Raw genomic sequence first — 22,800 nt, forward strand, 5'->3', positions numbered from 1 at the left:
TTTTGCTAACATACCCTAATGTAAGAATATTTATTTGGAGTACTTATGAATTAATTATACAAAGCTACTATAAATACATAAAACAAGCATAAATGATGTATTTTGTGTAGAACTATATTTTCACAAACAAAGCGCTAAATTATATCTCTTGTAAACGCTTTTGATTGTGCTAATATGCCCTTTTTGATAAACTAATTACTCATACCTTGCTCTTCAATGAACAATCTAATTAATCTATCGTTAAAGAGAACCATTTTTGACTGGAGGTACATAAATGCTTGGTAAAATAAGTAAGCTTATTCGTGAACGTCGTAGGTCTTTGAACTTAACTATTGAACAGTTAGCTGAAAAATCCGGTGTTTCTGAAAGCTTTATCTCGCGTATTGAGAGAGGCGAGGTTGATAACGTCAGAATAAAGAAGTTGAATGACATTGCGAATGCTTTGAATATGCAATTGTCCGACTTTTTTACCGACTCAAACCTTTCTGATATCTATACGTTAGACTTGATCAAATATCTTTCTAGCTTGCCAGAAGACGAGAGAAAGAGAGTTTCTGAAGTTCTTTTGAAAGTTATCAATTTATAATTTGTGTTCATCTACGATCATGTTAGTAATATTTTTTGTAAAAATCCGCTAAGTTTATTATCTGATTGGGAAAATTTAGTGCTAAAACATTAAAATTACAATAATCGATTGAATTAGAACTGCAATTATAAATTTCAAATCTTAGAAATAAATTCAATAAAAATAGGACTTCTTAGATTGGCAAACGGCCAGTTAAGAAGTCCTATTTGTTTTTTTATTAATTATTGAAAAACTGAGTTAAGATTAGGAACGCTATTCCACCGACAATAATTCCAATTCCAACGATGAAAAAGTTCCAAAGGCCTAAAACACCAAAGATTATCAACAAAATTCCGATAAAGGGATGGTGCAATAGTGCTGCACCAGTTTTGAACAATAACCAAATTATTACCAGAATTGCCACTCCAATCGCAATCAAGAGTGGTGCTGAACTAGATGTGCTAGTTGCCATTAATGTAAGCATCTCATTCCTCCTTATGATGCTAGATTATAGCATTAGTAAATGAAGGAAGTATGAAAAAGGCTATTATTTCTTTATTAATACTTTGTTCAAAATATTATACATAATGAAGGATAAATAAAATCCAGCCGCATAACAAATTAGTGTTATTTCGAATACTGTTAAAAAGACGCTTTTTGAAGTTAATTCATTGACTACATAAACGAATATGCCTGCTATTAAAAGTATTCCTCCCAGACCTAATAAGTATTTATGAACATGTACAAAGAAAACATCCCTACTGTTGGGCTTGTGCAATTCTTCGTTTTTGAACTGACCGATAATTTCTCTAATCGCTGTATCTTCATTTTTACCAAATGATTTTTGATCAGTAACATAATCAACCATCATAGTCTTAATCTCCATTTTTTCATCATTAGAAATATCCAAATCATGCACAAATTGATCAATAGATTCGTAAGTCTTGTACAACGGATTAATTCTTAAATGATCAATGTAGTTGATGATCGACCAAAATGCCGCCAACATAATCGCAAACATATAACCAACAACGAAAACAAATTCTGTCTGTCTTGGATCGATTACACTGTCCAAATAGTAACAGACAAAAAATAATATCATTGATATCACTAAAATTGTTTTATAACTAATTTGTTTAATCGAAAAATAATTCATCGCATTCACCTCACATAAACCTTTGAACAACTTCGGATAATGATTGAAAGTCTCGCTTCATATCACTCAATTGTCTGATGCCCTGATCCATAATATGATAATATTTTCGCTTACCACCATGGGTTTTTTCACCCCAATATGCCTCAATACATCCTTGTTTTTCCAATCGTTTCAAAGCTAAATACAAAGTTGCTTCTTGAATTTCAAACGTCTCATCAGATTTATCAGTTATATTCTTGGAAATTTGATAACCATAGTTATCTTCTTCCTTAAGAACTGATAAAATCAGCAGATCTATCGTCCCTTTCAACATTTCTTTATTCATTAGGTCAAATCCTCTTACATTACATTATTACTTCTATTTTACAGAACACTTGCACTAATTACTAATAAAGCTCCACTTAAAAATTTTATTTTCAAATTTATAAATGGACGTTAAAACCTTTTTTAGAATTATAGAATTAAATAAATAAATATAGCTAATGATACTGATAATTGTTCCAATTGATGCTCCTACAAAAACATCGACTGGATAATGTACTCCAACAAATATTCTAGACAAACCAACTATTAGTGCCATAACTGTAAATAAATAACGAACCTTTGACTTCGTATAAATAAAAAATATAATCATGATACTAAAAAATACAATCGTATGATCACTCGGAAAGCTATTACCAACGGTCTTAGGTATCAACTGATGAACATTCTGCCAAACTGCAAAAGGTTGACGATGATAATAAATATTTCCGGCAATCAACTTACCTACTAGTTCTGAAATTAAACAGGATATCACACTAACTGATAACATTTGTCTGTATTTGAAGTCATTTCGCTTAACAAACCACAATCCAATCATAATTAGTGCCAAAATATAAACCGTATATTGAGCGGTAAAAACTCCTAAAGCATTTAACAGACCAGACTTATTTGCTAAATCGTTGACCGACCTGAATAAAAAAGCATCCATTTTAAAACCTCTACTTAACATTATTGAGTACTTGATTAAACCATAATATAAAGTAATGTACTAAATAATGCAAGGTACTTTTATAAATTAAAAACTGTGAATATTATTATTTCACAGTTTCATTGATATAATCATCTTAATAAGTAACGGAGGTTTTCTCAATGAAAGCATTAGTTGTACCATCATCAACTACTAAAAAAATTAGTGATATAAAACTGGTTGATACTGATAAACCAGTAATTAAGGAAGATGAAGTCATGATCAAGGTTCATGCCTTAGGACTCAATCCGGTCGACTACAAACTAGTTGAAGGACATAATTCCGCATGGAATTATCCCCATATAATCGGACTGGATACTGCTGGTGAAATAGTTTCAGTTGGATCTAATAATCCAAAAAACTTCCAAATTGGTGATCGAGTATTCTTTCACGGCGATTTGGCTAAAGATGGTGTCTTTGCCGAGTTTGCTAAATCGAAATACAATTCAGTTGCAAGAATTCCGGATAACGTAAAATATGAAGAGGCGGCAGCAATACTCTGTAGTGGACTCACCGCATATCAAGCAATTTTTAGAAAAATGAGTCTGGCTGGTAAAAAAACAATTCTTATTCATGCTGGTGCTGGTGGTGTAGGAACCATTGCCATTCAGCTAGCCAAAATTGCCGGATTAACGGTTATAACCACCGTTTCAGAACATAAAAAAAATATAGTAGCATCTTTAGGCGCAGACTATATTATCGATTATCGACATGAAAATATCGATGATCGAATTGACGAAATAACCAATAGTAATGGTGTAGATCTGATTATCAATGATATTGGCAACCCTGAAGCAGATTTACCTAGACTTGCTTACAATGGCGGCTTAATTTGTATTTTGAATACTCCAGATATTAACGACTACAATCTCTCATCACAGGGACAAAGCGTTTTGTCATTGAACCTCGGTGGAGTACATCAGTCTGGATATCCAGATCAGCTAGATGATTTGGCCACAATGGCAGAATCATTGGTTGAACTCATATCTGATAAAAAACTTAATCCAGCAATTACTAAGGTAATAAAGTTTGAAGATATTCCTGCTGGTTTAGCTGAACTGAGTGAACATAAAACAATTGGAAAAATTATCGCAACTATATAAAAAAGACAAAGTCCCAAATCAGGACTTTGTCTTCAATCTGAGGCTTTGTAGTTTAGACTACAAAGCCTTTTCTCTATTTTGAATTTGTTCAATTGCTTTTAACAATCTAGCAATATCATCTCTATAAACCTCACCGATGTTACCAATGCGGAAAGTTGGAACTTGAGATATTTTACCAGGATAAATTACAAATCCAGCTTCTTTTAATTCATTATAAAATTCTTGGAAATCAAAATCATCAGTTGGATAAATGAAAGATGTGATAATTGGTGATTGCCACTTTTCATCAATCAACAACTTAAAACCAAGATGCTCCATACCAGAAGCTAATTGTTTTTGATTAGATTGATATCTCTTATAACGTCTTTGCAAGCCGCCCTCGAGTTTCAATTCTTCAAGTGCTTGAGCAAAAGCATGAACAACATGTGTTGGCGAAGTAAAACGCCATTTACCGTTATTTTTCTCCATTTCATTGTATTGATCATACAAATCAAGTGACAATGTTCTGGCCATACCTGCGGTAGTGTCTAGAATTGACTTTTTAGCAATTACAAAAGCAAATCCGGGAACACCCTGAATACATTTGTTGGTACTGCTGATCAAGAAATCAATATTGATACCACTGACATCAATTGGAATGCCACCAAAACTACTCATGGCATCCACAATAGTAACAATACCTTTTTCATGAACCCAAGGAACGATGTCTTCGATAGGATTCAAAATACCAGTTGTCGTTTCACAATGAATCATCGCAAAGTGTGTGATTTCAGGATGATTTTCGATTGTCGATTTAACATCGGATAAGAGCACTGGACTTTGTTCATCTACGACCAGATCAATATGATTGATGCCGTACACATCAGCCATTTGACCAATTCGCTTACCATATGCACCGTTCATGGCAATCAATAATGTACCAGAATCTGGAATAACTGAACTAATAACTGCTTCAACTCCGTATGTACCACTACCTTGAATTGGCACTGCAGTGTACTGTGAAGGATTAACATCTGCCAAGGCCAAGAGCGATTGACGGATAGATTGAGTGATTTTTTTGTAATCGTCATCCCATGTACAATAATCAAATTCCATCGCTTTTTTAACGGTAGAACTAGTAGTTAGTGGTCCTGGTGTTAGTAATAAATACTTATTATCCATTAGTTACCTCCTCAGATGCATTGAGTGTTTCAATCACATCTGGCAATTCAGACATATTATTAATAATTAAATCAGCACCTTCGTTTTCGAAGGTTTTGCGAACGTCTCGGCGTTTCAGAATTTTTTCATCTTCTGTAAGTCGATCATATTCAGTTTTAGACAATCCCATCAAACTGCTACCCTCAACAATTCCTACAGTAATGACTCCAGCATTTTTACCTTCTTGGATATCAACTACTGTGTCACCGATCTTCATTACACTTTGTAATTCATTGATACTAAATTGAGAAAGAATTGTTTTGATCATTGCAGGGGAAGGACGGCCTTGACCTGCAACATCTTCAGATGTGACAACTAATTCCGGTAAATAACCCAACTTAGCAGCACTGTCTCGAACAATATTCATCATTTCTAAAGTATATCCAGTTGTAGTGGCAACTCGAATATGATGTGCAGTTAAATATTGGAATGCTTCTAAAACTCCTGGTTTTAATTCTGTTGAGATTTTAAGATGGTTTATCAACGATTCTTGGAATAATCCATAAACATTTTCTCTGTCTTCTTCACTTGGAAGACGATTATATACTTCTTTCCATTGTTCACTGATTCTAGGCATAGCTAAAATTTTACCAATATGATCCCACTTAGCTATTCCCATATCTATTCTTATTTCTGAATCGAGCAAATTAATGCCAGCACGATCAAATGCCTTTTTAAAAGCTATAACTGGAGCTAAACTACCGTAATCAACAGTTGTTCCTGCCCAATCAAAAATTACTGTCTTAATCATAAAATTATCCTCTCAACCTACTTAGCGATGTAAGCTTTTCTTAATTTGACAGCTATGAATTCTAGCAAAATCGTCACTGCAATTATCAAGTAAACAATCATCCCTACTTCATGGAAATCAAAACTCATACCACTGGCGACATAGAGTTGATACCCAATACCACCCGCACCAGCAGCTGCACCCACAGCAACTGCATTAGCAAAGTTAATTTCCAAACGGATAAATGTCCATGATACTAACGAAGCAATAATTGTTGGCCAAATTGCTTGAAATACAACAACCCAAAACTTACTACCTGTGACTTTTAATGCCTCAATAGTTGATTGGTCGATTTCTTCAATACTTTCTGAGTACGCCTTCGTTAAATATGCAATACTATGAAAACTTAAGCCTAGAACAGCTGCATTAGTACCTAGTCCACAAACAATCGAGAAAATTAATACCCAGATGATTGTTGGAATGGCACGAATTACCGCCATAAAAATTCTGATACTGCCACCTAGCCAAGCATTTGTAAGATTCTTTGAAGCCATCACGGCTAAAACAAACCCTACAACTGCTCCAATAACAGTCGTCATAATTGACAACAATAAACTGATACCCAAAGCTTGTAAAAGCATGACTATCCCATCACTACCAGCACTTGGTTGTAGAAACATTTGATTCAAAGTCATCATTAGACCCCTAAATGCCTCACCAATTTTTACATTAGCAGTATTCAAATGCGTCAACGTATAGACTGTTATCAAAACTAAAGATGTTATTACACCAATGATCATGTATCTGGATAAACTAGGATTACGCAATTTTATTTTTTGTGGTTGTGGAGATTTTGGATGCATAACTAATCTATCATCGCTATTAGAAATCATAAGATAACCTTTCTGATTTGATTCGATAATACTTCCAATGCAATTACAACGAGGATAATGGATAGAACCGTCATACCTGCAGCATCAAATCTAAAACTTTTGTAATATATGTCGAAAACAAAACCAATACCTGTACCTGTCAAAATACCAACCAACGTAGCATCACGTACATTATTCTCGATCATATATAAAATCCAACTAATTAAGCTGGGCATAATTTGTGGTAAGACTGCTTGAAATATAACTTGGAAATAACTTGCCCCGGTCGCTTTTAAGGCAAGCATTGTTTCACTAGCTTCATCTTCAATTATTTCCATGAATGCACGAATCAAGTAACCAACAGACATCAGTAGTAACGCTAAGAATCCAGTAAAGTCACTTTGCTTGAATGAGAATAATAAGATCATTGCCCAAGCTACTAACGGAATATTTCTGAAAAATGAAGCTATTCCACGTACAATTGTTTGCACTAGACTACTTCCACCAGTAACTTTGGAACCCATTATAGCAACCAATATTGCGATCAAAGAGGCAACTACGGTTGAAGCAATTGCTAACATTACTGTACCAATCAATTTTTGCCAGATACTTGGCAGAAAATGGACTGAATTAGCGGTTGGTTTAAAATTAACTCCCAACCAAGAGAACGCCTTAGGGATCGCAATGATTCCACTTAAACCATCAAATTTGAGAATCCAACTACTTAATAGATAAATACCTCCAATAAGTACGATGGCCCCAGTTTGTTTCCAATGTTTTCGAGCTAAATAATTTACAGGTGTTTGCATTAATCTAGCTCCTCAGTAACATTTTGATCATACAATGTCTTCAATATTTCCTCAGATAATGCATCTGCATCCTCATTAAAAACCATTTTCCCTTGTCGGATACCAATGATCTTGTCCGCATAATCTTTTGCTAAACCGATTTGATGCAAGTTAGCAATACAAATAATATTAAATTCCGTTGTTAAGTCTTTGAGCAATTGCATAACTGTCCGTGATGACGCTGGATCAAGTGATGCAATTGGTTCATCACAAAGAATAACTTTTGGATGTTGTATTAGTGATCTAGCGATACCAACACGTTGTTTTTGACCACCACTTAATTCCGAACAGCGTCTCAGAGCAAATTCTTCTAAACCAACTTTTTCTAGTAAAGTCATTGCTTCTTGCTTTTCTTCTTCTGTGTAGCGCCCAAACATCCCTGCAAGAGTAGATTTATAACCAAGGCGACCATGTAAAACATTTTCAATTACCGTCAATCGTTCAACTAGATTATAATTTTGAAAAACCATTCCAATCTGTCTACGATATCCGCGTAATTGTGTCTTATTAGCTGTCCTAAGGTCACCGCCGTCAAGTAAAATTTGACCGCCATCATCCTTGATCAATTGATTCAAACTGCGTAGAATCGTTGTTTTACCGGCACCAGAAGGACCGATAATCGCAACAAATGTTCCAGGGTCGACGGAAAAAGTAATATCTGTCAACGCCGGTTTATCCTTTTGATAGCTCTTCTCTAAATGTTTTACCTCTAGCATATTTTGTCCCCTTATTTACCAACTAGTTCATGAGTAGGTTTGTACCAGTCATCATTAACTGGAAGAAGTGTTGTTTTGGCACTCTTCTTTTGCCATAGAGTTGGATTCTTTGTTCCCTCTTTAGCAAATAGCTTTGGATTATCTGTTACATCTTTTGATGTGAAACGTTTTTGAATAGCTTTTTGATCTTTTTCGCTCAATGATTCTGTATTAACTACGAATGGTCCATTTTGTACTGGAAGAACTGAAATATTGATCATTTCTTTGCCCTTAAAGTCTGAGAATGGTGCATCTGCATCGTCTTTAACTTTGAATGTTGAACCAACCTTATCGTAACTACCATCTGAAACTTCTAGGAATGGTGCTAAATCAATATCATCAAATGCAGCAACATCTGCATCACCCTTTAGCAAGTTGATTGCTGAACCAGGATGTGAACTACCATAAAGAACTTTATCGAAGAACTTGCCACCTTCTGATAGCTTGTCCTTGTCTGCTAACTTGAAGTGCTTTTGGATCTCATCAGTTGGAACAGCGAAACCTGATGTTGAACTAGCTGAAACGAATGAAATTTTTTCACCCTTGATCTTATCGATATTATATTTGTCATCTTTCATATATGAAGCGGCTTTTTCTTTTGGAACCATTAAGTATGAACGATAACTTGCACCTTTAGTTGTTCCATCTTCACCCGATTGTAATAGGAATGGAAGAACTTTTTTGTTTTGTGCATGTGCTTGAATATAGCCATCAGCCCCCATGAATGCTAATTGAGCTTTACCTGAAGCGATTGCTTCAATTGCAACGTTGTAATCTGTTGTAGTTTGAATATCTACTTCTTTACCTGTTGCTTCGTGAATTTGCTTCTTCATCTCATCACGTGAAGCGGTGAAATTCTTAGCAGATTCATTTGGATAGAATACTACCGAGATCTTACCTGAATCTTTCTTTGCGCTAGCAGAGTTTTGACTGGAACAACCAGTTAAAACACCAACAAGCAATAACATTAACCCTAAACAAATTGTTATAAATCGCCCTTTTTTCATTAAGGAATACCCAACTTTCTCTTTCTTTTTTTGAACAAATCTAGCTTAACAAAGGAATGTATACGTTCTATATATTTAATGTAAAGATTGTATAGTTATGTAAAGAAATTCTTTACTGAAAATTTACAATGTAAAGATTGCTTTTATGTAAGCTTTATCCATCATGAATATATCGATTATTTGCATCAATTAATCAATTAATTTATTTATAAATTTTCATAGATAGTGAAGCTTATCTCAATGCAAATGGTTGACTTGAACCCCACTTCAACGTGTATCCTGAAAGCGTAATCAAAATTGGAGGAATTTATTTATGGCCTACAAAACAATCAATCCATTTAACAATGAAGTCGTAAAAGAATATGACAATGCAACTGAAGAAGATATAAAAAATACGCTTGAAATCGATGATAAACTCTATCATCAATTCAAAAAGCAGCCTATTTCTGATCGAGCAACAACTTTGCACAAAATTGCTGACTTGATGAGAAAAAACGAAGATGATCTTGCTAAGACAATGGTCTTAGACATGGGAAAGCTGATTGGTGAAGCAAAAGGTGAAGTTGAGCTCTGCGCTTTGATTGCCGATTATTTTGCTGACAACGCCGAGGACTTGCTCAAACCAACTCCAATCAAATCTGGTGCTGGGGAAGCTTGGATCGAAAAACAATCCACTGGTACAATCATGATGGTTGAACCATGGAACTTCCCTTACTATCAAATCATGCGTGTCTTTGCACCTAACTTTATGGTCGGTAATCCAATGATTTTGAAACACGCTTCTAACACTCCTGGATCTGCTGTTGCCTTTGAAAAAGTTGTCAATGATGCTGGCGCACCTGAAGGTAGTTTGACTAACTTGTTCCTATCGTACGATCAAGTTTCAGACATTATCGCTGACGACCGCATTCAAGGTGTCGCTTTGACCGGTTCAGAACGTGGAGGACAATCAGTCAACAGAGTGGCCGGTGAAAATCTAAAGAAATCCACTATGGAGCTTGGTGGAACAGATGCCTTCATCGTCACTAGTGATGCGGATATCAATCAAGTTATGAGCGTGGCTGCCAAAGCTAGAATCTATAATGCTGGTCAAGTTTGTACTTCTTCAAAGCGATTTATCGTCGCTGAAAATCTATATGATGAATTCGTTGATAGACTGACAAAGAAATTTGGCGAATTCAAGCCTGGCGATCCAATGGATCCAACTACTACACTTGCTCCAATGTCTTCAGCTAGAGCCAAAGATAAATTGGTTGAACAAGTAAATGAAGCCGTTAAGAACGGAGCTAAAGTTAAATTCGGTAACAAACCAATTGATTTACCTGGACAATTTTTCATGCCAACAATCCTTACTAATATAGATAGTAAGAATCCGGCATACTCTAAAGAAATGTTTGGACCAGTTGCACAAGTATATAAAGCATCTAGTGATGAAGAAGCCATCGCTATTGCCAATGATTCTAACTATGGTCTAGGCGGTATCGTTTTCTCTGGTAGCAAAGAACATGGTGCCGAAGTTGCTAAACAAATTGAAACTGGTATGGTTTTCGTCAATACATTCATGTTCACACTTCCCGAATTACCATTTGGTGGTGTTAAAAAGTCCGGATTCGGTCGTGAGATGAGTAGTTTGGGATTAGCAGCATTCGTTAACGAAAAACTTATCGTTGCGGTTGATAAACCAGATTTAAACAATTTAGCTGGTGGATTATTCTAATCTACTCAAAAAAACCATTCCAAACGGAATGGCTTTTTGTTATATTCTCTTAAAATAATCTTCAATAATAAAGTCAATATCATCCTGGTCCTCGTATCCAAAATCACCAGTATATTCCCTAACCTCAGACACCAAATTGACAACGCTACTTATACTTAGTTCTCTGTCCTTGGCATTATTGAATAAAATATCGTGATGTTCCAGAAATCTGATGGCTGACAATTTTACATGATCATTCATACATTCATGCTCAATATCAAAAAAACAGTCATCAATAAAAACCTCTTCTGGATACCCATATTCATTTTCCCAACCAGGATTCTTGAACTCGCCATTAAAGAAGTCATATTCAATTTGTCGAGGAATGTCTGGATAATCATTCAACATGGCTTCATATCCTCGTAATACCAAATAATCATGGATATATTCTTGTACTTCACCAAAATAGATCCAGCCCATCGGTTTACCTACAAATTCAGCAATGGCTTTAACCGTTAGATTAGTTGGGATACGGCGACAAGCAATATATTCTCGCAAATCATTAGACATCAATCCCGTCTTATCGGCCAATTCCGAAAGTAAGAGATTTTTTTCAGTTAATATTTTCTCGATCTGTACGCCAATCTTTTCTAATTGAATTTCCATAATATTATCAAACATAATAAAAAACCTTTCTCGTCATTAAAGTTTATAAGAATTTACTCTATAAACTAAAATACGTGAAAGGTTTGTTTTTTTACTTATGAAATTAAAACTCCGACACTTAAGAATACCAAAATCAAAACAACTATCATCAATAATAGCTTCATAACAAACTTGATCCACTTATCAAAACCTATATTTACCATCGACAGAGATACTAAGATCAAACCTGTTGGAGCAATCAAACCAATTAAGCCTTGCCCCCAGTTATAAGCATCAATGATCAAGGCACGATCGATACCAACAACATCGGCTAACGGTGCCATGATAGGCATTGATAGCACGGCAAGTCCTGATGACGATTGAATAAAGAATCCTAGAATTATGTAGACAAAGAATAATACACAAATGAAGAGTATATTGTTCATCCCACTGATTTGGTTACTGAAGTAGTTCATGATCGTATCACTAACGTAACTATTTTCCATTACGATACCAACTGAACGTGCCAGTCCAACGGTTAATGCAACACCTAATAGGTCTGCAGCACCAGAAACGAAGCTCTGAACGAATTTTTTCTCACCAAGTCCTGCAACAAACACTAAGACATAAGTTACAGCTAGGAAGACTACAGCAATTTCTGTGAAGTACCAGCCGAGCTGTTGAACTCCCCAGATCATAACAACAAAACCTAATGCAAAGATAATCAATGACAGTTTTTGGCGAAGCGTAAAGACTTTTTCTTCAGTCATATCTTCATCTAAGAACTGCTCACGATCAGCTTCCATCTGATCAGCAACTAATGAATTTGCCGGATCCTTACGGACCTTTTCACCATATCTAATCGTGTAAATAATTGAAATACCAACTGCAGCAACCCACATCAAGACTCTTAGCGGCATACCATCGGTAAAGGTAATACCAGCCGCATTCGATGCGATAACTGTTGAGAACGGATTAATCGTCGAACTCATCGTACCAATGGCAGTTCCCAGATAAACTGTCGCGATTGCGGTCAGTGTATCATATCCTGCCAGCAAGAATATTGGGATAAGGATTGGGTAAAACGCAATTGTTTCTTCGGCCAATCCAAAGGTCGTACCTCCCAAAGCAATCAATGACATGACAATGATGATCAGCCACTTCTGCTTACCATTCAATATTTCCGACAGACGTTTCATACCAGCATCCATTGCTCCAGTGGCATTAACGATCCCGATAACCCCACCTAATATAAGAATAAAGACAATAATATCAACACTATCAACAATACCTTGAACTTGTGATGTTAGGAATTGATTGATAGTCCCAAAGACGCCACGCTTCGGTTTTTTGATTCCTTCATAAGAATTAGGAATCGCCGCCGGACGATAAATAGTTCCGTCCTTAAACTTAGACAACTTGATATTGATCTTATACTTATCAAGCGTCTTCTTAGTTGCGGGCTCTTCTTTCACCTTACCTTTCGGATTGGTAATGACGAAAGCGTTGCTTTCAGAACTGTATTCAAGCGTTGAATACTTACCAGAAGGTATGAAGAAAGTTAAAGCCTGAACTGCAATTAAAACAATGACTATGACCGTATAGGCCGACGGAAAGGCGTGTTTTTTCTTTTTCGTAGTAGCCATGATTTAATACCCCTTTTTCAAAATTTGACTAAACAAATTTAGTCCCATTTAAAAGTATATCATAGGTTATGCAAGCCTTTACATAGATATTGTGAATTATTTAACTTTCAAAATCATAATACCAACTGCCAAGTAACACCAAACTTATCAGTCACCCAAGTAGCCTTTTCATATTCACATATTGGTTCAGGTCCCATAACAATTGTCCCTTCGTTAGATAATGCATCGAATAATTCATCAAACTCATTTTCAGAGCTACATTCGACCATCAAAGAAAAGGACCAATTCAGATCTGGTGCCTTCTTGTCATGCTTCATATCCAAAAAATTAACGTCCATGCCATCAATGTTGAGCACACCTTGAAATACCTTGTCATTTTTGCCCTGTGGATCATCATCAAATTTGTCCATTTGAGTAATCTCAGCGTTTGGAATGATCTCCGCATAATAGCGCATCGCTACTTCAGAATTACCATTGAGAGTAATAAATGGTGTAATTGATTTCATCTGAAAGACCTCCCATTTTTCAAAGAGAATAACATATTTTTTTAGAGAAGCTTTACTAAAACGGTCTAAAAATTTATTTATAAAAGGTTATTACTAGCCAAATATACCAGTAAGATGATATTCTATCATTACTAAAAAATTATGATAACGATTAGGAGATGACCTATGAAAATAACTATTCAGAAAGAATTATTACAACTATTATCCTCAAATGTAGAACCAAAGATCAGTATTATTCTTCCGATTCATCCCGAAACTCCCCAAATCGAAAACAATATTTTAACTTATAAAAATTTACTCAAAGATGTCAAAAAGGATTTGGAACTTAACTACCCTCGTCGTGACTGGAGTGAGATAGTCGCTAAACTAGACAACTTGATTCTTGACCGTGGCCTGTGGAACTCTGCCAGTCGATCTCTACTTATCTTTGGCAACAACGAGAATCTACAAATCTGCGAATTAAACCACGACGTACAACCAAAGGCTCACGTCGGTAGTACTTTCTTGATTCAAGATTTATTCAGTCAAGAAGAATTAGCCGACAAGCCACAATACATCATTAATCTAAGCCGTGACCGTATTAACATTATCGACATTGCTAGTCTCAAGGCCATCGAATTTGCGGAAATTCATGCTAACTTCTCCGATTATTATTCCGACTTCGATGCTAATTCCAACTTAAACTCTGGTTCATATGGTGGATTGAACGGTTCATACCATGGACACCGGACAAAATCTGAAGAACAACAAAAAGATCAGTTGATCTACTATCGTTACTTAGATAGAGAACTATCCAAGATGCACAAAGAACAAGGTTTCAATTTCATTATTGCCGGATTGCCTGAAGTCCTTGATAATTACCTTAATAATTATGGCAATGCCGATTACATATACGATGTGATTCACGGTTCAGTCATTAATCTCTCTCAGCGTGATTTAGCTAATAAGATTCAAAAAATTTTCCAAGATCAAAAAATGATTACAACTCAAACACTAATGAAAGAGTACAATCAAGCTCATCGCCAAGACAAAGTCCTGAATGATGTCGACAGTATCTCACATGCTTTGAACAACGAACGTGTAAAATCACTGATTTCATTTAACAATGGTGATTCATATTCAGTTGATCAAAATAAATTAATGCTACAAGCAACATTAAATAAAATTCATTGCCGGGTGCTTGAAACTCCTGAAAAGTCTGATTTGCCAACAATCAGTGCCATAGTCTACTAAATAAAACTGCTACTGAAATAATTCAGTAGCAGTTTTTTTATGTTTTATTATTGACAATCATTCGGTACCGAACTATAATCACTTTTGAAATAAAGGTTCGGTACCGAATCAATTTATAATAATAGAAATGAGGAATTTAATATGAGTACATTAACAGATGATTTGATGAAACAATTACACTTTATCAGTGAGGCCAGTAACAACTACATGCATCAGAATAAACAACGACTGTCCGGCCAACAACGAGTACTAGCAATTCTGCGCTTGGAAGATGGACTAAGCCAACGCTACCTAACAGAAGTACTAGATCTGCGTCCTAGTTCTGTAGCTGAATTACTAAAAAAATTAGAAACAAACGGCGACATCACTCGTAAAGAAGATGATAATGACAAACGTACTAAGTTAGTTTATTTAACTGAAGTTGGTCGTAAAAAAGCCGATGAAAATGCATCCCTCAAAGATGAGGATTATAGTGATACCTTCTTCGCGGGACTAAACGACGATGAAAAGCAATCATTCAGCGATAACTTAACTAAAATTGCTAATGGTTGGGACGACGATTTCAAACAACAAACTGACAAGTTCGTTGACCCGATGGATCGGATGCAACAAATGCAAAAAGTTCACGAAACGATGATGGCAAAATTTGGAAATGATTGGCAAGATATGTCACCTGAGGACATGCGTCATCAAATGCGCAAACAAATGCGTAAGGCTATGAAAAATGGTGATATTCCCGAAAGCTATGGCATGGGAATGGGATTCATGCCTGGTATGATGAATCACGATTGTGGTAACCATAGAGATCACAGAAATCGTAGACCCAACAATTTCAGATTTTAATTTTTGATAATTTAGAGGATATAAATAATGCGTAGTGAAGCAGTTATGAGACGAGATCTGCCACGTTCAAAAGGCAATATCAAACTCAAAGAATTTTTACAATTGATCAACAGTGTAAACCCTAAAAAAGGAATCTTCATTTTGGGATTACTACTAAGTTTAGTTACTAGTGGAGCCAGCTTAGTTGTACCACAGTTAACCAAAGGACTAGTTGATACTAGCCAACTGGCCAAAATCGACGGCAAGATGCTAGCGGTTTTGATACTGGCGTTTGCAATTCAACTGGGGTTTGGAACTATTGGCGGATTTCTTCTACGTTATGTCGGAGAAAGTGCCGTTAAAACATTACGTGAAAAGCTTTGGAATCACCTTCTGAAACTCCCCGTCAGTTATTTCGACGATCACAAATCAGGTGAAAGCAGTTCGCGATTAGTCAACGACACATCTGTTATCAAAGACCTAGTAACTTCTCAATTCCCTAACTTCATTACCGGTGGAATTCAACTAGTCGGATCCATGATCATTCTATTCATAATGGATTGGAAAATGGCCGCTATTATGTTTAGTGCTGTGCCTATTTTTGCATTGATCCTATTACCAGTAGGAAGAATCCTGTCAAAACTTGGTCGTCAACTTCAAGCAGCTACTGCAGATTTCAATGCCGATGCTAGTGAAAAATTATCTGAAGTTCGTTTGATCAAATCTAGCAACGGTGAAGCATTTGAAAAAACAACTGGTGGCGGTTTTATCAACAACATCTTCACACTAGGCGTTAAAGATGCCAAAGTCGAAGCCGTCCTCCAGCCTATTATGATGACTGCCATGTTAGGAATTTTCGTTGGTATATTAGGTTACGGCGCTGTTAGAGTTCAATCCGGAACTATGACTAGTGGTGCATTAGTTGCCTTCCTACTGTATCTATTCAATATTATCGCACCTGTGACTAGCTTTGCGACTTTCTTCTCTCAAGTTCAAAAAGCTATGGGATCAACTGAACGAATTCAAGAGATTCTTAATACTGAACTAGAACCAGTTGAAGACGGCGACAAACTTGATGTTGAAGGTAAAACTATTACTGCTAATAACATTTCCTTCAGTTACGAACCTAATCATCCTATTTTGACCAATGTTTCGTTTGAAGCTAAACCTAATACGGTTATCGCTTTTGCGGGGCCAAGTGGTGGCGGTAAATCAACTCTATTTTCACTTCTAGAACGTTTTTACAAACCTACAAGTGGTCAATTAACCGTTGGAAACAGCAATATCGAAAATATTAACGTATCAAATTGGCGTTCACAAATTGGTTACGTCTCACAAGATAGTGCCGTGTTTGCTGGAACGATTCGTGATAATCTTCAATATGGATTAGATAAAACTCTGACAGATGACGAACTATGGCACGGACTTGAGCTGGCTTATGCCGACAAATTTGTTAAAGAATTTCCTGAACAGTTAAACACTCAAATTGGTGAAAGAGGGGTTAAATTGTCAGGTGGTCAAAAGCAACGTATCGCCATTGCTCGAGCCTTCTTACGTGACCCTAAGGTTCTAATGTTAGATGAAGCGACTGCCAGTCTAGATTCTGAATCAGAAGAAAAAGTTCAATGTGCTTTGGAACAACTAATGATTGGTCGGACAACACTAGTTATCGCTCATCGATTATCCACAATCGTTGGTGCTGACCAAATCTACTTCATTGAACATGGCCAAGTTACTGGTCATGGCACACATACAGAATTAATTGCGCATCACAAACTATATGCGCAATATGTAAATGAACAAATGGTTAACTAAAAATAGCCTGCCGAATTCGGCAGGCTATTTATTTGTCTAAACTGTTAATAATCTGTTTCTTATAATTCAAAAATTCCTTTGATAATAAAAAGTTCTTCGCTTTTTTTGATCCACTATCGATTTCAATACTTTCAAAACTATCGACCTGGCTGCCCTTTAAGACATAAACTCGATTGGATAGTTTTATCGCTTCATCAATATCATGCGTGATAAACAAAGTCGTTAATCCAAGATTCTTATGAATCTTCAAATACCATGATTGTATTTCTGACTTCGTAAATGTGTCTAAAGCACTAAAGGGTTCGTCCAATAAAATCAAATTGGCAGAAAACAAGTAAGTTCTCAACAAAGCAATTCGTTGCCGCATCCCTCCAGATAATTCATCCGGATATGACTTTCTCACCATCTCAAATCCAAATTCCTTTAACAATTCATCCGCCTGAATCAATGCTTGTTTCTTCTTACACCCCTTTAATAACAATGGCAATGCCACATTCTGTTCCACTGTCTTATATGGCAGTAACAAGTCTTTCTGGAGCATATACGAAACATTACCAGGATGGTTCAAGATCGATTTATCATCCAAATATACTTCACCCTGACCAGGATCTAGTAATCCGGCAATAATATTGAACAAAGTTGATTTACCGACGCCACTAGGACCCACAATACTGACGATCTCATGCTCATCAACATAAAAGCTCAAATCATTCAGTATCTTCTTGTATTCAAAACTCTTTGAAATATGTTCTACGACTAATTTTGGCATGCAATTACTCCGGTAAATACTTATCAGTAAAACCAGTATTATTTGGAATCTTGTTCTTAACTAATTTATTCTCACCTAACCAGTCATAGAAGGCATTCCAACGTTGTGGATCAATGTAACCCCAACGTGACTGTTCAGCCTTATATTGCTTAGAGATCCATGCTTGACTGGCTTGAACTAGCTTATTATTTAATTCCGGAACTTGTTTAACTAGAATGTTAGCTGCTGCTTTAGGATGATCAACCGAGTAATCATAGCCCTGTGAAGTGGCCTTCAAGAATTTCTTAGCTGTATCAGGATCCTTCTTCAAGAACGAATTATTCGAAATAACAACCGGTGTGTAATAATCAAAGGTTGAATTTAAATCTTTGAAATAGAAGTAGTCTACTGGCACTTTTTGTTGCTTAGCAGAAATACCTCCCCAACCATAGAAGACCCAGATTGCATCTGCTTGTTTTTCTTTCAGTGCCTTTGGCTCATCCACAATATTATTTGGAATCATTTTTAACTTGCTGTAATCTCCACCATCTTGTTCCATGACATTCTTGATCATTGCTTTTTCGATCGGTGAATCCCAGGTTGCATAGGTCTTTCCTTCTAACCCCTTAGGGCGATCGATACCATCACCTTTACGTGACATAATGCCTGATGTATTGTGCTGCATGATAGCCGCTACAGCAGTGATTGGCAATGGTTTCTTGGAAGCATAGTTAGCTGCTAACGTATCTTGAGCTGAAATACCAAAATCAGCCTTACCACTGGCTACAATCGAACTCGCATCACCATCTGATGGTTGAACAATTTTTACATCCAAACCTTGTTTCTTAAAATACCCCTTTTGTTTAGCAACGTATAAACCAGTATGATTCGTATTCGGTGTCCAATCAAGTACGATCGTTACCTTTTTTAAATCTTTAGCTGCTTGTTTTGAATTTGCCTTATTACTACATCCCGCAAAAATTGTAAAAATACTTAAAATCAATAATACTTTCCATTTTAACTTCATGTTGTTCCCCCGTAATTTAATTCCTTTTCCAAGGCATACTATATTTTTCAATCACATTAACCACTGCAACCAATAACAAACTTATAATTGAGATCAGAAATATCACTGCAAACATCTTGTCAAAGTCATATGACTTGCGAACTCGCGTCATGTAGACACCCAGACCAACAAATCCTCCCAGCCATTCTGAGATAACTGCACCGATAACTGCGTAAGTAACTGCGATTCGTAACGCTGAAAAGAAATCTCCTAAACTAGCCGGCAATTTGATATGAGTAAAGATTTGAAATTGATTAGCACCCATTGATCGTAATAACCGTATTTCATCCGCATCAACTGACGAAAATCCATTCAACATCGCTACCGATACTGGAAAAAATATCGTGATAACGATCAAGACTACTTTTGGCATAATTCCAAATCCAAACCAAATCGTTAATAACGGTGCGATTGCTACTGTGGGAATTGTTTGAGTCAAGACTAGTACTGGATACAGCGCATCTTTGACGCTCTTGAAATGATCCATGAATATTGCTGCAATAATTCCTAAACTGACACCCGAGATCAACCCGACTACTGCCTCAACCAACGTGACTTTAGCGTGAAATACCAGTAAGTGAAAATCACTGATAAACGCCTGAACAACTTGTAATGGCGACGGAAGCATAAAATCCGGTACTAACTTAAAAAAGCTCGCTGACTGCCAGATAATAATTACTAAAACTACCGAAAGAATTGAGTAAATATTAATGTTGGTGCTTCTTTGTTTTTTTCTCAATACTCAAGACTTCCCCTTCTGGCTTATACACAATCTTAATATATGCAGAAACACTAGGTGCACCAGCTTCAATGGCAACAAGCTGACATTTTTTAACGATTTCCATTAACTCATCGTATTCGCCTTCGATTGAAGTCTCAAAAGCTCCAACTTGATAATTCAAACCAGTACTGGCAATATAAGCAATAACCTTATCTACAATACCGATCAAGTTATCTTCATCCTTGGCGTTTGGTAAAACTTGAATTGCTACACTAGCTTCCATATTGATTTCCCCATTTCAATTATTTATAAAAAAAGACACTCCCCCAGAATAGAGAAATGCCGAATTCGTCAACTAAATGACTCGCTCCCTACGCTGGTATTGACCAACAGGTTCAAAGGGTCAGGTTATACCTTCTCAACGCATACGCGTTCCCCTGCAAAATATTATATTGCTCCTAAAATGATGTACTTGTGATATATCTGCTGCTTTAGGACTCCCAAAGATTACAGGATGAAAAAAGGCCTGTCAATTTATCAACAATGGACTTATTGATTCATGACAGACCTACACATCGTGCTATGATTGAATTTTTATCTAAATTTTTACCTAGTTATTATATTAACGTATAACCATATATTAATTATTAAATGGCACTGATTCTAGCATTGGCATTGGCGAATTCAAAAATTCAATGGCAAATTTTTGATCGTAGATCCAGGATTTAATTTGCGTCTTTTGTAAAATCAATGGCATCCGATCATGAATTTTTATCATTGAATCATTGGGTGCAGTTGTCAGCAAGACACTATGTGGTTCCCCATCAAAATTCTTATAACAACCGGCAATATAGAGTGTTTCAGGATCACTACCATAATTAAAACGATGTTTAACTTTGTCATCCGACCATTCAAAAAATCCTGTCGTGGGATATACACAACGCCTATTCATAAATGACTCCGCAAACATTGGCTTTTGCATAATCGTCTCTGAACGAGCATTGATCACATTTTGACCTTGTTTAAATCCGGGAAATCCCCATTTCATCGTTACAACTTGGACCTGATTTGTACCAGATCTAACGATTGCTGTTTGATCTGTGGGAAAGATTTCTCCAGTCTTAGGCTCATAGCCGTTTTCCACAGCTAACTGATAGATTTTGTTGATTTCGTCATTATCATTGGGTTGAAAAGTAAATCTTCCACACATAGTAATAGCTCCTTAATACTTATTATCTTGCGGTAAGCCCACATATATACGCCACATAACAGGCAAAATCACCTTGGCGTTTCCGTTCTTGACCGAAACGTTCTTTACCAATGATCTTGCGCCAGCCAGTGTCCATATTTCTTTGCTTTAAATATCTTTCTAAAATATCTACATTGTTGATAACCGCATCATGTTTTCTAGTTCTTTTTAAATCAGTATCATTTCGAACCTTGTTAGTTGAAATACTCCAGACCGCTCTAATATTTGCATATGAAATACAAGCATTTACAAGATCATTATATAGCTCTCTTGCATCTTTACCCGCTCCATCCACTGATGACAAGATATGTTGATGTGCTTTTTTAGCCTCCTCAAAAGTAAGGACTGGTGCTTTCGATAAGATTTCATCATAATCAAACATTATCTGACCTCTTTAATTATATTTACATTCTATGTTATCATACAAAATTTTGAGCACAAAAAAACACTCACCAACAGGTGAGTGTCCAAAGTGTAATATCTGGAATATATTAACGTTTTGAGAATTGTGAAGCTTTACGAGCTTTTTTAAGACCTGGTTTCTTACGTTCCTTCATACGAGGGTCACGTGTTAAGAGACCAGCTGCTTTAAGAGTAGGTCTAAAGTCTGGATCGACATTTAGAAGTGCTCTAGCAATACCATGTCTGATTGCTCCAGCTTGTCCTGAGAAGCCACCACCATTAACGTTAGCAATAACGTCATAGTTAGCACCTGTTTCAGTAAGATCTAATGGTTGTTTCATATCAGCAATCAAATTGTCAAAAGGAATGTAATCTTTGACATCACGCTTGTTGATAGTAATTTTTCCGTTTCCGGGAACTAATAGAACACGGGCTGTTGAGTCTTTACGACGGCCTGTTCCAGCATATGATACTTGTGCCAAAATGTTTTCCTCCTTAAATTAGTTTGTTGATATCCAACTCTTCTGGATTTTGTGCTTGGTGATTGTGATCAGGACCTGCATAAACATGCAACTTCTTGATTTCAAGACGACCAAGAGTGTTCTTAGGTAACATACCACGAATTGAGTCTTCAACAAACATCTCAGGTTTTGTTGCTCTCTTTTCGCCGGCACTAATGCTCTTCAAACCACCTGGATGATCTGAGTGAGAATAATAAATCTTTCCCTTTGCTTTTTTACCTGTTAATTTTACTTTATCTGCATTGATGATAATAACATTATCACCTGTATCAACGTTAGGTGTGTAAATTGGCTTGTTCTTACCTCTAAGAATTGAAGCTACAACTGATGAAAGTCTACCTAAAACGACATCTTCACCATCAATCACATACCATTTACGTTCAACTTCACTTGCTTTTGCTAATGGTGTTGTACGCACTTTAAATTCCTCCAGTTTCTACGTCTGTTTGACACTCAATAAGTTTCCGGGGCTCATCGTGGGGCAA

At 36.3% G+C, this 22,800-nt stretch carries 27 protein-coding genes and 1 riboswitch; of the genes, 6 read left to right on the forward strand and 21 right to left on the reverse strand.

The window, feature by feature from the left end; genetic code table 11:
• Nucleotides 1-274 precede the first annotated feature (274 nt).
• Entirely contained in the window at nt 275-586 is a 312-nt protein-coding gene (locus EKM68_RS01440; protein ID WP_125587898.1) for a helix-turn-helix domain-containing protein, read from the forward strand.
• A gap of 217 nt (nt 587-803) precedes the next feature.
• Here EKM68_RS01440 and EKM68_RS01445 read toward each other — a convergent pair whose 3' ends face one another.
• From EKM68_RS01445 to EKM68_RS01460, 4 genes are all read right to left on the reverse strand, one after another.
• Nucleotides 804-1,049, reverse strand: a complete 246-nt coding sequence (locus tag EKM68_RS01445; protein ID WP_125587899.1) for a hypothetical protein — start codon at nt 1,047-1,049, stop codon at nt 804-806.
• Between the two features lie 63 nt (nt 1,050-1,112).
• Nucleotides 1,113-1,721 (reverse strand): hypothetical protein, encoded by a 609-nt coding sequence (locus EKM68_RS01450; protein WP_125587900.1) that lies wholly within the window; start codon nt 1,719-1,721, stop codon nt 1,113-1,115.
• Between the two features lie 10 nt (nt 1,722-1,731).
• Nucleotides 1,732-2,046 carry a PadR family transcriptional regulator gene (locus tag EKM68_RS01455; protein WP_125587901.1) on the reverse strand — a complete coding sequence of 105 codons (315 nt, stop codon included), beginning with the start codon at nt 2,044-2,046 and terminating at the stop codon, nt 1,732-1,734.
• A gap of 54 nt (nt 2,047-2,100) precedes the next feature.
• The gene (locus EKM68_RS01460; protein ID WP_164509326.1) at nt 2,101-2,691 is read right to left on the reverse strand and encodes a phosphatase PAP2 family protein; all 591 of its coding nucleotides are present in this window, start codon (nt 2,689-2,691) and stop codon (nt 2,101-2,103) included.
• A gap of 161 nt (nt 2,692-2,852) precedes the next feature.
• Here EKM68_RS01460 and EKM68_RS01465 point away from each other — a divergent pair, with 161 nt between their 5' ends.
• Entirely contained in the window at nt 2,853-3,833 is a 981-nt protein-coding gene (locus tag EKM68_RS01465) for a zinc-binding dehydrogenase (RefSeq protein WP_125587903.1), read from the forward strand.
• Between the two features lie 57 nt (nt 3,834-3,890).
• On the opposite strand, the gene phnW is transcribed toward EKM68_RS01465, so the two are convergent.
• The 6 genes from phnW to EKM68_RS01495 are packed head-to-tail and all read right to left on the reverse strand — an operon-like array spanning nt 3,891 to nt 9,245.
• Nucleotides 3,891-4,994 carry a 2-aminoethylphosphonate--pyruvate transaminase gene (gene phnW / locus EKM68_RS01470; RefSeq protein WP_125587904.1) on the reverse strand — a complete coding sequence of 368 codons (1,104 nt, stop codon included), beginning with the start codon at nt 4,992-4,994 and terminating at the stop codon, nt 3,891-3,893.
• Entirely contained in the window at nt 4,987-5,784 is a 798-nt protein-coding gene (gene phnX / locus EKM68_RS01475) for a phosphonoacetaldehyde hydrolase (protein ID WP_125587905.1), read from the reverse strand. The genes phnW and phnX overlap by 8 nt, the downstream gene beginning before the upstream one ends.
• A gap of 17 nt (nt 5,785-5,801) precedes the next feature.
• Entirely contained in the window at nt 5,802-6,656 is an 855-nt protein-coding gene (locus tag EKM68_RS01480) for a PhnE/PtxC family ABC transporter permease (RefSeq protein ID WP_125587906.1), read from the reverse strand.
• A complete protein-coding gene (locus EKM68_RS01485) occupies nt 6,653-7,444 on the reverse strand; it encodes a PhnE/PtxC family ABC transporter permease (protein WP_125587907.1) in 792 nt (263 codons plus the stop codon). Before EKM68_RS01485 ends, EKM68_RS01480 begins: the two co-directional genes overlap by 4 nt.
• Nucleotides 7,444-8,199: a phosphonate ABC transporter ATP-binding protein gene (gene phnC / locus EKM68_RS01490; RefSeq protein WP_125587908.1), complete on the reverse strand. Its 756-nt coding sequence runs from the start codon at nt 8,197-8,199 to the stop codon at nt 7,444-7,446. Before phnC ends, EKM68_RS01485 begins: the two co-directional genes overlap by 1 nt.
• Before the next feature lie 11 nt (nt 8,200-8,210).
• Nucleotides 8,211-9,245: a phosphate/phosphite/phosphonate ABC transporter substrate-binding protein gene (locus tag EKM68_RS01495; protein WP_125587909.1), complete on the reverse strand. Its 1,035-nt coding sequence runs from the start codon at nt 9,243-9,245 to the stop codon at nt 8,211-8,213.
• Nucleotides 9,246-9,558: 313 nt separating this feature from the next.
• Here EKM68_RS01495 and EKM68_RS01500 point away from each other — a divergent pair, with 313 nt between their 5' ends.
• Nucleotides 9,559-10,962: an NAD-dependent succinate-semialdehyde dehydrogenase gene (locus EKM68_RS01500; RefSeq protein ID WP_125587910.1), complete on the forward strand. Its 1,404-nt coding sequence runs from the start codon at nt 9,559-9,561 to the stop codon at nt 10,960-10,962.
• 39 nt (nt 10,963-11,001) lie between these two features.
• On the opposite strand, the gene EKM68_RS01505 is transcribed toward EKM68_RS01500, so the two are convergent.
• The 3 genes from EKM68_RS01505 to EKM68_RS01515 all read right to left on the reverse strand — a co-directional run bounded on the left by EKM68_RS01505 (nt 11,002) and on the right by EKM68_RS01515 (nt 13,738).
• Complete coding sequence (locus tag EKM68_RS01505) at nt 11,002-11,622, reverse strand: helix-turn-helix domain-containing protein (RefSeq protein WP_125587911.1); 621 nt, start codon at nt 11,620-11,622, stop codon at nt 11,002-11,004.
• Nucleotides 11,623-11,702: 80 nt separating this feature from the next.
• Nucleotides 11,703-13,232: a YfcC family protein gene (locus EKM68_RS01510; RefSeq protein ID WP_125587912.1), complete on the reverse strand. Its 1,530-nt coding sequence runs from the start codon at nt 13,230-13,232 to the stop codon at nt 11,703-11,705.
• 113 nt (nt 13,233-13,345) lie between these two features.
• Nucleotides 13,346-13,738 carry a VOC family protein gene (locus EKM68_RS01515; RefSeq protein WP_125587913.1) on the reverse strand — a complete coding sequence of 131 codons (393 nt, stop codon included), beginning with the start codon at nt 13,736-13,738 and terminating at the stop codon, nt 13,346-13,348.
• 165 nt (nt 13,739-13,903) lie between these two features.
• On the opposite strand from EKM68_RS01515, the gene EKM68_RS01520 reads away from it, so the two are divergent.
• The 3 genes from EKM68_RS01520 to EKM68_RS01530 all read left to right on the forward strand — a co-directional run bounded on the left by EKM68_RS01520 (nt 13,904) and on the right by EKM68_RS01530 (nt 17,608).
• Nucleotides 13,904-14,971, forward strand: coding sequence for a baeRF8 domain-containing protein (locus EKM68_RS01520; protein ID WP_125587914.1), 1,068 nt, complete (start codon nt 13,904-13,906; stop codon nt 14,969-14,971).
• A 141-nt stretch (nt 14,972-15,112) separates the two neighbouring features.
• A complete protein-coding gene (locus EKM68_RS01525; RefSeq protein ID WP_125587915.1) occupies nt 15,113-15,814 on the forward strand; it encodes a MarR family winged helix-turn-helix transcriptional regulator in 702 nt (233 codons plus the stop codon).
• Nucleotides 15,815-15,841: 27 nt separating this feature from the next.
• Nucleotides 15,842-17,608 carry an ABC transporter ATP-binding protein gene (locus EKM68_RS01530; RefSeq protein ID WP_125587916.1) on the forward strand — a complete coding sequence of 589 codons (1,767 nt, stop codon included), beginning with the start codon at nt 15,842-15,844 and terminating at the stop codon, nt 17,606-17,608.
• 28 nt (nt 17,609-17,636) lie between these two features.
• On the opposite strand, the gene EKM68_RS01535 is transcribed toward EKM68_RS01530, so the two are convergent.
• The 8 genes from EKM68_RS01535 to rplM all read right to left on the reverse strand — a co-directional run bounded on the left by EKM68_RS01535 (nt 17,637) and on the right by rplM (nt 22,733).
• Nucleotides 17,637-18,377, reverse strand: a complete 741-nt coding sequence (locus tag EKM68_RS01535) for an ABC transporter ATP-binding protein (protein ID WP_125587917.1) — start codon at nt 18,375-18,377, stop codon at nt 17,637-17,639.
• A 4-nt stretch (nt 18,378-18,381) separates the two neighbouring features.
• Complete coding sequence (locus EKM68_RS01540) at nt 18,382-19,383, reverse strand: ABC transporter substrate-binding protein (protein WP_125587918.1); 1,002 nt, start codon at nt 19,381-19,383, stop codon at nt 18,382-18,384.
• A 16-nt stretch (nt 19,384-19,399) separates the two neighbouring features.
• Complete coding sequence (locus EKM68_RS01545) at nt 19,400-20,161, reverse strand: ABC transporter permease (RefSeq protein WP_164509327.1); 762 nt, start codon at nt 20,159-20,161, stop codon at nt 19,400-19,402.
• Nucleotides 20,130-20,426 carry a thiamine-binding protein gene (locus tag EKM68_RS01550; RefSeq protein WP_125587919.1) on the reverse strand — a complete coding sequence of 99 codons (297 nt, stop codon included), beginning with the start codon at nt 20,424-20,426 and terminating at the stop codon, nt 20,130-20,132. Before EKM68_RS01550 ends, EKM68_RS01545 begins: the two co-directional genes overlap by 32 nt.
• A gap of 68 nt (nt 20,427-20,494) precedes the next feature.
• Nucleotides 20,495-20,592, reverse strand: a riboswitch (TPP riboswitch).
• A 191-nt stretch (nt 20,593-20,783) separates the two neighbouring features.
• Nucleotides 20,784-21,353: an SOS response-associated peptidase gene (locus EKM68_RS01555; RefSeq protein WP_125587920.1), complete on the reverse strand. Its 570-nt coding sequence runs from the start codon at nt 21,351-21,353 to the stop codon at nt 20,784-20,786.
• Nucleotides 21,354-21,375: 22 nt separating this feature from the next.
• Entirely contained in the window at nt 21,376-21,774 is a 399-nt protein-coding gene (locus EKM68_RS01560) for a hypothetical protein (protein ID WP_125587921.1), read from the reverse strand.
• 109 nt (nt 21,775-21,883) lie between these two features.
• Complete coding sequence (gene rpsI / locus EKM68_RS01565) at nt 21,884-22,276, reverse strand: 30S ribosomal protein S9 (protein WP_025023827.1); 393 nt, start codon at nt 22,274-22,276, stop codon at nt 21,884-21,886.
• A gap of 13 nt (nt 22,277-22,289) precedes the next feature.
• Nucleotides 22,290-22,733 carry a 50S ribosomal protein L13 gene (rplM, locus tag EKM68_RS01570; protein ID WP_125587923.1) on the reverse strand — a complete coding sequence of 148 codons (444 nt, stop codon included), beginning with the start codon at nt 22,731-22,733 and terminating at the stop codon, nt 22,290-22,292.
• Nucleotides 22,734-22,800: the final 67 nt, after the last annotated feature.

The sequence above is a fragment of the Companilactobacillus jidongensis genome, from assembly GCF_003946575.1.
Lineage (GTDB): Bacteria > Bacillota > Bacilli > Lactobacillales > Lactobacillaceae > Companilactobacillus > Companilactobacillus jidongensis.